Here is a 9,221-nt window from a genome sequence, read left to right as displayed (position 1 = left end):
AACTAAGGAGGAATTTAGAATGGCTAAAGCTAAATTCGAACGTTCTAAACCCCATGTTAACATCGGTACAATCGGCCACGTTGACCATGGTAAAACTACATTAACTGCTGCGATCACTACAGTTCTTGCAAAAGCTGGTGGTGCTGAAGCACGCGGATACGATCAAATCGATGCTGCTCCAGAAGAAAGAGAGCGCGGTATCACAATCTCAACTGCACACGTTGAGTACGAAACTGAAACTCGTCACTATGCACACGTTGACTGCCCAGGTCACGCTGACTATGTTAAAAACATGATCACTGGTGCTGCTCAAATGGACGGCGGTATCTTAGTAGTATCTGCTGCTGATGGCCCAATGCCTCAAACACGTGAGCACATCCTTCTTTCTCGTCAAGTAGGTGTTCCTTACATCGTTGTATTCTTAAACAAATGCGACATGGTAGATGACGAAGAATTATTAGAATTAGTAGAAATGGAAGTTCGCGACCTATTATCTGAATACGGATTCCCAGGCGACGACATTCCTGTAATCAAAGGTTCTGCTCTTAAAGCTCTTCAAGGAGAAGCTGATTGGGAAGCAAAAATCATTGAATTAATGGCTGAAGTTGATGCTTACATCCCAACTCCAGAACGTGAAACTGACAAACCATTCTTAATGCCTGTAGAGGACGTATTCTCTATCACAGGTCGTGGTACAGTTGCTACTGGTCGTGTTGAGCGCGGTATCGTTAAAGTTGGTGACGTAGTAGAAATCATCGGTCTTGCTGAAGAAAATGCTTCTACAACTGTAACTGGTGTAGAGATGTTCCGTAAACTTCTTGACCAAGCTCAAGCTGGAGACAACATCGGTGCTTTACTTCGTGGGGTTGCTCGTGAAGACATCCAACGTGGACAAGTACTTGCAAAAAGCGGTTCTGTAAAAGCTCACGCTAAATTCAAAGCTGAAGTTTTCGTATTATCTAAAGAAGAAGGTGGACGTCACACTCCATTCTTCGCTAACTACCGTCCTCAGTTCTACTTCCGTACAACTGACGTAACTGGTATCATCCAATTACCAGAAGGTACTGAAATGGTAATGCCTGGTGACAACATCGAAATGACTATCGAACTTATCGCTCCAATCGCTATCGAAGAGGGAACTAAATTCTCTATTCGTGAAGGTGGACGTACAGTAGGTTACGGTGTAGTTGCTACTATCGTTGAGTAATCTTAACTGATATAAAAAAACCTAAGGGATTTTCCCTTAGGTTTTTTGTTTGCGTTTATATAAGGAAGAAGAGGGTGTTTTTTGTTTTGACGAGTTTCTTCTATAGTAATATAAAAACGACAAAAGATAATCCAGAAACTGTAAAATGAATTCTGTTAGATGAAAACTTGAAATTCTTTAAAGTGCCATGTATAATAGCAAAAGTAGAGAAAAGCAGATGCAAACAAAAAGATGCTTGCATCTAGACGAATAACATTGTATAATAGACAATGTTGGTCTTTGACTGCGATGAAGTGGAAGGTTGCTGACACACCCGGCCGCTTTGCCATGGCATGGTGTGGGGAAATTTCCATGGAGAAGGTCTATTTTAGAAATAGGCGAACGAAGGAGGGAAAATAATGGCAAAAGAAAAAATTCGTATCCGTTTAAAAGCTTACGATCACCGTATTCTTGATCAGTCAGCTGAGAAAATTGTAGAAACAGCTAAGCGTTCTGGGGCAACAGTTTCTGGTCCGATCCCATTACCAACTGAAAAAACTGTTTACACAATTCTTCGTGCTGTTCATAAGTACAAAGATTCTCGTGAGCAATTCGAAATGCGCACGCACAAACGTCTAATCGACATCGTGAGTCCTACTCCACAAACAGTAGATTCATTAATGCGTTTAGACTTACCATCTGGTGTAGATATCGAAATCAAACTATAATTTATATAACTTAAAAATGTAGGAGGTGTAACTCATGACCAAAGGAATCTTAGGAAGAAAGATCGGTATGACTCAAGTATTTGCTGAGAACGGTGAGTTAATCCCAGTAACAGTTATCGCTGCTAATCCAAACGTTGTTCTTCAAAAGAAAACAACTGAAACTGATGGCTACAATGCAATCCAGTTAGGATTTGAAGATAAACGTGAAAAGTTAACTAACAAACCTGAACAAGGCCACACTGCTAAAGCATCTACAACTCCTAAGCGCTTCATTCGCGAAATCCGCGATGCAGACGTGGACGGATTAGAGGTTGGTCAAGAGGTAAAAGTTGACGTATTCGCTACAGGTGAAATCGTTGATGTAACAGGAATTTCTAAAGGTAAAGGTTTCCAAGGTGTTATCAAACGCCACGGACAATCTCGCGGACCTATGTCTCATGGTTCTCGCTATCACCGTCGTCCAGGTTCAATGGGCCCAGTTGCTCCGAACCGTGTATTCAAAGGCAAAAAACTTGCTGGACGTATGGGTGGAGACCAAGTTACTATCCAAAACTTAGAAATCGTTCAAGTTGACACTGAGCGCAACTTATTACTAGTAAAAGGTAACGTTCCAGGTGCTAAGAAATCTCTTGTAGTTGTTCAAGGCGCTGTGAAGGTTAGCAAATAATTCACAATAGGAAGGAGGAATTCCAATGCCAAAAGTTACTGTATATAACCAAACTGGTTCACAGGTTGGTGAAATCGAATTAGCTGAAGCTATTTTCGGTATCGAACCAAATGAAGCTGTACTTTTCGAAGCTGTAATGATGCAACGTGCATCTTTACGTCAAGGTACACACAAAGTAAAAACTCGCTCTGAAGTTCGCGGTGGTGGTCGTAAACCATGGCGTCAAAAAGGAACTGGACGTGCTCGTCAAGGGTCTATCCGCTCTCCTCAATGGCGTGGTGGTGGTACGGTATTCGGACCTACACCAAGAAGCTATGCGTACAAACTTCCTAAGAAAGTTCGTCGTTTAGCAATCAAATCTGCATTAGCTACTAAAGTAGTTGAGAACAACATTGTAGTTCTTGAAGACCTAGTGTTAAATGCACCAAAAACAAAAGATATGCTAGCAGTACTTAAAGGATTAACTGTTGAGAAGAAAGCTCTTATCGTAACTGCTGATGCAAACGAATCTGTAGAGTTATCTGCTCGCAATATCCCTGGAGTAACAGTAATCACTGCTGATGGCGTAAACGTTTTAGACGTGCTTCATCATGATAAGCTAATCATGACAAAAGCGGCAGTGGAAAAAGTAGAGGAGGTGCTTGCATAATGAGAGATCCTCGTGATATCATTAAGCGCCCAGTTATCACTGAACGTTCTATGGAAATGATGGCTGAAAAAAAATACACGTTCGATGTGGACGTTAAATCTAATAAAACAGAAGTTAAAGATGCTCTTGAAGCGATCTTTGGTGTTAAAGTAGAAAAAGTGAACATCATGAACTACAAGCCGAAAGCAAAACGCGTTGGTCGTCACGCTGGTTTTACTAGCCGTCGTCGTAAAGCAATCGTTAAGCTAACTGCTGACAGCAAAGAAATCGAAATCTTCCAAGGCGTTTAATTCTTACTAAAGAAGGAGGGAAATTGAGATGGGAATCAAAAAGTATAATCCAACTACTAACGGTCGTCGTAATATGACTACGAATGATTTCGCTGAAATCACGACTGATAGACCCGAAAAGTCATTACTTGCTCCTTTAAGCAAGAAGGCTGGTCGTAATAACCAAGGTAAAATCACTGTACGTCATCAAGGTGGCGGACATAAGCGTCAATACCGTATCATCGACTTTAAGCGTAACAAAGATGGAATTCCAGGACGCGTTGCTACGATCGAATACGATCCAAACCGCTCTGCGAATATCGCATTAATTAACTACGTTGACGGTGAAAAACGTTACATTCTTGCTCCTAAATCTTTAGAAGTAGGTATGGAAGTTATGTCTGGCCCAGAAGCTGACATTAAAATCGGTAACGCATTACCATTAATCAACATTCCAGTAGGTACTGTTGTTCATAACATCGAGCTTAAGCCTGGTCGTGGCGGACAATTAGTTCGTTCTGCTGGTACATCTGCTCAAGTACTTGGTAAAGAAGGTAAATACGTACTTGTACGTTTAACTTCTGGTGAAGTACGTCTTGTATTATCTGCTTGTCGCGCTTCAATCGGTCAAGTAGGTAACGAACAACACGAACTTATCAAAATCGGTAAAGCAGGTCGCTCTCGCTGGTTAGGTAAACGCCCAACAGTTCGTGGTTCTGTAATGAACCCTGTTGATCACCCACACGGTGGTGGTGAAGGACGTTCTCCAATCGGACGTAAGTCTCCAATGTCTCCATGGGGTAAACCAACTCTTGGATTCAAGACTCGTAAGAAAAACAAAGCGTCTGACAAATTTATCGTTCGTCGTCGTAAAAAATAATGGGATTGTAGTACGGTTCATTTCTAGAACCGTACGCCAATCACGAAGGGAGGCACCAAAATGGCTCGTAGCTTAAAAAAAGGACCATTTGTCGATGATCACTTAATGAGCAAAATGGAAAAATTAGTTGCATCTGAGCAAAAACAAGTTGTTAAAACTTGGTCTCGCCGTTCAACAATCTTCCCTCAGTTCATCGGACACACAATCGCTGTATATGATGGTCGTAAACACGTACCTGTGTACATCACTGAGGATATGGTTGGCCATAAGTTAGGTGAATTCGCACCAACTCGTACGTACAAAGGTCACCTTGCTGACGATAAGAAAACTAGAAGATAATGAGAGGAGGCACTTCAATGCAAGCTAAAGCAGTAGCGAGAACAGTTCGTATTGCTCCTCGTAAAGTTCGTTTAGTAGTAGACTTAATCCGAGGTAAGCAAGTGGGTGAAGCGATTGCTATCCTTAACCACACACCAAAAACTGCTTCTCCAGTTGTAGAAAAAGTTTTAAAATCTGCAATCGCAAATGCAGAGCACAATTATGAGATGGACATTAACAACCTAGTTGTAGAAAAAGTTTTCGTTGACGAAGGTCCAACGTTAAAACGTTTCCGTCCACGTGCAATGGGTCGTGCAAGCCAAATTAACAAACGCACAAGCCACATCACAGTTGTGGTATCAGAAAAGAAGGAGGGATAATCGATGGGTCAAAAGGTTAATCCAATTGGTCTTCGTGTCGGCGTTATCCGTGACTGGGAATCTCGTTGGTTCGCTGAGAAAGATTACGCTACATTATTACATGAAGACATCAAAATCCGTGAGTACATTAATGTACGCTTAAAAGATTCTGCTGTTGCTAAAGTAGAAATCGAACGTGCAGCAAATCGTGTAAATGTTACAATTCACACTGCAAAACCTGGTATGGTAATTGGTAAAGGTGGTACTGAAGTTGAAGCACTTCGTAAAGCTCTTAACCAATTAACAGGCAAGCGTGTACACATCAACATTTTAGAAGTTAAGAGAGCTGATCTTAACGCTAAATTAGTAGGCGAAAACATCGCTCGTCAATTAGAAAACCGTGTATCATTCCGTCGTGCACAAAAGCAAGTTATTCAACGTGCTATGCGTGCAGGTGCTAAAGGTATTAAAACACAGGTTTCTGGTCGTCTTGGCGGAGCTGATATCGCTCGTGCAGAATCTTACAGTGAAGGAACTGTTCCACTTCATACACTTCGCGCTGATATTGACTATGCAGCAGTTGAAGCTGATACAACATACGGTAAATTAGGCGTAAAAGTATGGATCTACCGTGGAGAAGTCCTTCCTACAAAAAAGAAAGCTTCTGAGGAAGGAGGAAAATAATATGTTAATGCCAAAACGCGTAAAATATCGTAGAGAGCATCGTGGTAAAATGCGTGGTCGTGCTAAAGGTGGAACTGAAATTGCTTTCGGTGAATTCGGTTTACAAGCACAAGCTGCTTCATGGATTACAAACCGTCAAATCGAAGCTGCTCGTCGTGCAATGACTCGTTACATGAAACGTGGCGGTAAAGTATGGATTAAAATTTTCCCTTCTAAACCTTACACTGCAAAACCTCTAGAAGTACGTATGGGTTCCGGTAAAGGGGCACCAGAAGGCTGGGTAGCAGTAGTAAAACCTGGGAAAATTATGTTCGAAATCGCGGGTGTATCTGAAGAGGTAGCACGCGAAGCATTACGTCTTGCAGCTCACAAGTTACCTGTGAAATGTAAATTCGTAAAACGTGAAGAAAATGGTGGTGAATCTAATGAAAACTAATGATATTCGTGAATTAACCACTGCCGAAATCGAAACAAAAGTTAAAGCTTTAAAGGAAGAGTTGTTTAATCTTCGCTTCCAACTTGCTACAGGACAATTAGAGAATCCAACTCGCATTCGTGAAGTGCGTAAAGCAATTGCTCGTATGAAAACTGTAGTTCGTGAAAGAGAGATCGGAATTAATCGATAAATTGAGGGGAGGTTTGCATAGTGAGCGAACGTAACCAACGCAAAGTTTATACTGGTCGTGTAGTGTCTGACAAAATGGACAAAACGATTACAGTTTTAGTTGAAACTTACAAAACTCATTCCTTGTACGGAAAACGTGTTAAGTATTCTAAGAAGTACAAAGCCCATGATGAGCAAAACCAAGCGAAACTTGGCGATATCGTTAAAATCATGGAAACTCGCCCGCTTTCTGCTACTAAGCGTTTCCGTTTAGTTGAAATCGTTGAAGAAGCGGTTATTATCTAAATAGACGAATCGGAATTTTTAGTCCGAAGGGAGGTTTCATAACATGATCCAACAAGAATCTCGTTTGAAAGTTGCTGACAACTCTGGTGCACGTGAACTTTTAACAATTAAAGTATTAGGCGGCTCTGGTCGTAAATATGCTAACATTGGTGACATTATCGTTGCTACGGTAAAACAAGCAACACCAGGTGACGTTGTTAAAAAAGGTGACGTTGTTAAAGCAGTAGTAGTACGTACGAAGAGCGGAGCTCGTCGTACGGACGGTTCTTACATCAAATTTGATGAAAACGCAGCGGTTATCATTAAAGACGATAAGAGCCCACGTGGTACTCGTATCTTCGGACCAGTAGCTCGTGAATTACGTGATAGCAACTTCATGAAGATCGTTTCTTTAGCTCCAGAAGTTCTATAATTTAAGGTATTGCCTTGCTAAGGAGGTGCAGAATTAAGATGCATGTAAAAAAAGGTGATAAAGTACAGGTAATCACTGGTAAAGACAAAGGAAAACAAGGCGTTATCCTTGTGGCTTTCCCAAAGCAAAACCGTGTTATCGTTGAGGGTGTCAATATCGTTAAGAAGCACTCTAAGCCATCTCAATTAAATCCACAAGGTGGAATTATTACTAAAGAAGCACCTATTCACGTTTCTAACGTTATGATTTTAGATCCGAAAACAGGTGAACCTACTCGCGTAGGCTTCAAAGTAGAAGATGGTAAAAAAGTTCGTATTGCAAAAAAATCTGGTGAATTATTAGATAAATAATTTTCTTAAGAAAGGAGGTCACTTCATTGAATCGCCTTAAAGAGAAGTTCCAAAAGGAAATTACTCCTGCTCTAGTGAGCAAGTTTAACTATAAATCTGTAATGCAGGTACCAAAAATCGAAAAGATCGTAATCAACACTGGTGTTGGTGACGCGGTATCTAACTCAAAAGCGTTAGACAACGCAGTAGAAGAATTAACACAAATCACAGGTCAAAAACCTGTTGTAACTCGTGCTAAAAAATCAATCGCTGGTTTCCGTCTTCGTGAAGGTATGCCAATCGGTGCGAAAGTAACTTTACGCGGCGAGCAAATGTATGAGTTCTTCGACAAATTAGTATCAGTTTCTTTACCACGTGTACGTGATTTCCGTGGTGTTTCTAAGAAATCATTCGATGGTCGTGGAAACTATACATTAGGTGTTAAAGAGCAACTTATTTTCCCTGAGATTGATTATGATAAAGTAAGCAAAGTCCGCGGTATGGACATCGTAATCGTTACTACAGCGAAAACTGATGAAGAAGCTCGTGAACTGTTAACACAATTCGGTATGCCATTCCAAAAATAATGGAAGCCAACGCTAAGTAGAGGAGGCGAAAACGTGGCTAAAAAATCTATGATAGCGAAACAAAAGCGTACTCCTAAGTTTAAAGTACAAGAGTATACACGTTGCGAACGCTGCGGTCGTCCGCATTCTGTATACCGCAAATTTAAACTTTGCCGTATTTGTTTCCGTGAACTTGCATATAAAGGTCAAATTCCTGGTGTTAAAAAAGCTAGTTGGTAAAACCCACAAATGGGAAGGAGGTAAAACACATGGTGATGACAGATCCAATTGCAGACATGCTTACTCGCATCCGTAATGCGAACATGGTACGTCATGAGAAATTAGAGGTTCCTGCTTCTAAAATCAAAAAAGAGATCGCTGAACTTTTAAAACGTGAAGGTTTCATTCGTGATGTAGAATACATCGAGGATAACAAACAAGGTATCCTTCGTATTTTCCTGAAATATGGTGCAAACAATGAACGTGTAATCACTGGATTAAAACGTATCAGTAAACCTGGCTTACGCGTTTACGCTAAAGCTGACGAAGTACCACGTGTACTTAACGGATTAGGTATCGCTCTTGTTTCTACATCTAAGGGAGTAATGACAGACAAAGACGCTCGTCAATTACAAACTGGTGGAGAAGTAGTAGCATACGTTTGGTAATATATATTTAAAACGAACGGAGGTGTGACCACATGTCTCGTATTGGTAAAAAGATTCTTGAAATCCCTGCAGGTGTTACTATTACAGTTGCAGAAGACAATACTGTAACAGTAAAAGGCCCTAAAGGTGAATTAACTCGTACTTTCAATGCTGATATGCTTATCAAAATTGAAGAGAATACATTAACAGTTGAGCGTCCATCTGAACAGAAGGAACACCGTGCATTACACGGTACAACTCGTGCTTTAATCGGAAACATGGTTGAAGGTGTAACTGAAGGTTTCGCACGCGGACTTGAATTAGTCGGTGTTGGTTACCGTGCTCAAAAACAAGGTGATAAACTTGTATTAAGCGTAGGTTATTCTCATCCAGTAGAAATGACTCCGGAAGCAGGTCTTGAAGTTGAAGTACCTGCACCAACTAAGATCGTAATTAAAGGTATCGACAAGCAACGTGTTGGCGAATTCGCTGCTAACATCCGTGCTGTACGTGCTCCTGAGCCTTACAAAGGTAAAGGTATTCGTTACGAAGGCGAAGTTGTTCGTCGTAAAGAAGGTAAAACTGCTAAGTAAACCCGTTAGGTGAGAGAAAGGAGT

General features: G+C 41.0%; 18 protein-coding genes. All 18 read left to right on the top strand.

The window, feature by feature from the left end:
• Positions 1-19 precede the first annotated feature (19 nt).
• The 18 genes from tuf to rplF all read left to right on the top strand — a co-directional run bounded on the left by tuf (position 20) and on the right by rplF (position 9,197).
• Positions 20-1,207, top strand: a complete 1,188-nt coding sequence (gene tuf / locus MR168_RS10580) for an elongation factor Tu (RefSeq protein ID WP_001029614.1) — start codon at positions 20-22, stop codon at positions 1,205-1,207.
• 398 nt (positions 1,208-1,605) lie between these two features.
• Positions 1,606-1,914, top strand: a complete 309-nt coding sequence (gene rpsJ / locus MR168_RS10575; RefSeq protein ID WP_001040596.1) for a 30S ribosomal protein S10 — start codon at positions 1,606-1,608, stop codon at positions 1,912-1,914.
• A 34-nt stretch (positions 1,915-1,948) separates the two neighbouring features.
• Positions 1,949-2,581 (top strand): 50S ribosomal protein L3, encoded by a 633-nt coding sequence (rplC, locus tag MR168_RS10570; RefSeq protein WP_000160207.1) that lies wholly within the window; start codon positions 1,949-1,951, stop codon positions 2,579-2,581.
• A gap of 25 nt (positions 2,582-2,606) precedes the next feature.
• Positions 2,607-3,230, top strand: a complete 624-nt coding sequence (gene rplD / locus MR168_RS10565; protein WP_001127258.1) for a 50S ribosomal protein L4 — start codon at positions 2,607-2,609, stop codon at positions 3,228-3,230.
• Positions 3,230-3,520, top strand: coding sequence for a 50S ribosomal protein L23 (gene rplW / locus MR168_RS10560; protein ID WP_001205558.1), 291 nt, complete (start codon positions 3,230-3,232; stop codon positions 3,518-3,520). The genes rplD and rplW overlap by 1 nt, the downstream gene beginning before the upstream one ends.
• Positions 3,521-3,548: 28 nt before the next feature.
• Positions 3,549-4,379, top strand: a complete 831-nt coding sequence (gene rplB / locus MR168_RS10555) for a 50S ribosomal protein L2 (RefSeq protein ID WP_000511583.1) — start codon at positions 3,549-3,551, stop codon at positions 4,377-4,379.
• Positions 4,380-4,439: 60 nt separating this feature from the next.
• Positions 4,440-4,718 carry a 30S ribosomal protein S19 gene (rpsS, locus tag MR168_RS10550; RefSeq protein WP_000124454.1) on the top strand — a complete coding sequence of 93 codons (279 nt, stop codon included), beginning with the start codon at positions 4,440-4,442 and terminating at the stop codon, positions 4,716-4,718.
• A 17-nt stretch (positions 4,719-4,735) separates the two neighbouring features.
• Positions 4,736-5,077, top strand: coding sequence for a 50S ribosomal protein L22 (gene rplV, locus MR168_RS10545; RefSeq protein ID WP_001148024.1), 342 nt, complete (start codon positions 4,736-4,738; stop codon positions 5,075-5,077).
• Between the two features lie 3 nt (positions 5,078-5,080).
• Positions 5,081-5,740 (top strand): 30S ribosomal protein S3, encoded by a 660-nt coding sequence (gene rpsC, locus MR168_RS10540; RefSeq protein ID WP_000529956.1) that lies wholly within the window; start codon positions 5,081-5,083, stop codon positions 5,738-5,740.
• 1 nt (position 5,741) lies between these two features.
• Complete coding sequence (gene rplP / locus MR168_RS10535) at positions 5,742-6,176, top strand: 50S ribosomal protein L16 (RefSeq protein WP_000928969.1); 435 nt, start codon at positions 5,742-5,744, stop codon at positions 6,174-6,176.
• Positions 6,166-6,366 (top strand): 50S ribosomal protein L29, encoded by a 201-nt coding sequence (gene rpmC, locus MR168_RS10530; RefSeq protein WP_000855718.1) that lies wholly within the window; start codon positions 6,166-6,168, stop codon positions 6,364-6,366. Before rplP ends, rpmC begins: the two co-directional genes overlap by 11 nt.
• A gap of 20 nt (positions 6,367-6,386) precedes the next feature.
• A complete protein-coding gene (gene rpsQ, locus MR168_RS10525; protein ID WP_000004106.1) occupies positions 6,387-6,650 on the top strand; it encodes a 30S ribosomal protein S17 in 264 nt (87 codons plus the stop codon).
• A 43-nt stretch (positions 6,651-6,693) separates the two neighbouring features.
• Positions 6,694-7,062, top strand: a complete 369-nt coding sequence (gene rplN, locus MR168_RS10520; RefSeq protein WP_242291256.1) for a 50S ribosomal protein L14 — start codon at positions 6,694-6,696, stop codon at positions 7,060-7,062.
• 38 nt (positions 7,063-7,100) lie between these two features.
• Complete coding sequence (gene rplX / locus MR168_RS10515; protein WP_000558200.1) at positions 7,101-7,412, top strand: 50S ribosomal protein L24; 312 nt, start codon at positions 7,101-7,103, stop codon at positions 7,410-7,412.
• A gap of 26 nt (positions 7,413-7,438) precedes the next feature.
• Positions 7,439-7,978, top strand: a complete 540-nt coding sequence (gene rplE, locus MR168_RS10510) for a 50S ribosomal protein L5 (protein ID WP_001080831.1) — start codon at positions 7,439-7,441, stop codon at positions 7,976-7,978.
• 33 nt (positions 7,979-8,011) lie between these two features.
• On the top strand, positions 8,012-8,197 hold the full coding sequence (gene rpsN, locus MR168_RS10505) for a 30S ribosomal protein S14 (RefSeq protein WP_001085700.1): 186 nt from the start codon (positions 8,012-8,014) through the stop codon (positions 8,195-8,197).
• Positions 8,198-8,226: 29 nt separating this feature from the next.
• A complete protein-coding gene (gene rpsH / locus MR168_RS10500) occupies positions 8,227-8,625 on the top strand; it encodes a 30S ribosomal protein S8 (RefSeq protein WP_000245511.1) in 399 nt (132 codons plus the stop codon).
• A gap of 32 nt (positions 8,626-8,657) precedes the next feature.
• Complete coding sequence (rplF, locus tag MR168_RS10495; RefSeq protein ID WP_000086558.1) at positions 8,658-9,197, top strand: 50S ribosomal protein L6; 540 nt, start codon at positions 8,658-8,660, stop codon at positions 9,195-9,197.
• Positions 9,198-9,221 lie beyond the last annotated feature (24 nt).

The sequence above is a fragment of the Bacillus cereus group sp. BfR-BA-01356 genome, from assembly GCF_022663635.1.
Taxonomy (GTDB): domain Bacteria; phylum Bacillota; class Bacilli; order Bacillales; family Bacillaceae_G; genus Bacillus_A; species Bacillus_A cereus.
This window is presented reverse-complemented; position numbering and strand designations above follow the sequence as displayed.